The organism is Rhizobium sp. TBD182 (assembly GCF_001950375.1).
GTDB lineage: Bacteria > Pseudomonadota > Alphaproteobacteria > Rhizobiales > Rhizobiaceae > Agrobacterium > Agrobacterium tumefaciens.
This window is the reverse complement of sequence record NZ_BDLN01000035.1, coordinates 1-515: the sequence shown is the minus strand read 5'-3', so window position 1 is coordinate 515 and position 515 is coordinate 1. Positions and strand designations below refer to the sequence as shown.

Here is a 515-nt window from a genome sequence, read left to right as displayed (position 1 = left end):
GCATGGAAACGTGGCGAGCCGCGGGCCTGCTCAATGGTGAAGCTTCTCTCGCCCGAGGAAGAAGACAACCGACGGATTGGACGGGAGCGGAAAACGCTGATTGCGGAGCGTGTCTTCCACGTCAATCGGATAAAGGGTCTGCTGTTCACACAAGGAATACGGGAGTATGAGCCCGTCAATCGGGATCGACGGCAGCGTCTGGAAGAGCTTCGGACAGGCGATGGACGTCCGCTATCAAAACACCTGAAGGCCGAAGTCTGTAGAGAGCTTGACCGCCTCGAACTGATACTCACACAGATCAAAGCTGTCGAAGCCGAGCGAGATGCCTTGATCGTTCAGGAGACGCCGGAAACGCCGAAAGAAGCGGCCGCTCTCTTGGGCATCCGAGGAATTGGGCCTGAATTCGCTACAATACTGTACACGGAAGGCCTGTTCCGCCACTTCGACAACCGGCGCCAAATCGCATCGTATGCAGGCCTTGCCCCCTCCCCCTGGCAAAGCGGTAACGTCAATCG

Annotated in this window: 1 protein-coding gene; it reads left to right on the top strand. The window is 57.5% G+C overall.

Annotation, left to right across the window (positions count from 1 at the left end; translation table 11 throughout):
* Window positions 1–515: transposase (locus tag T18_RS26225; RefSeq protein WP_139322544.1), on the top strand; the 515-nt coding region annotated here is incomplete at both ends.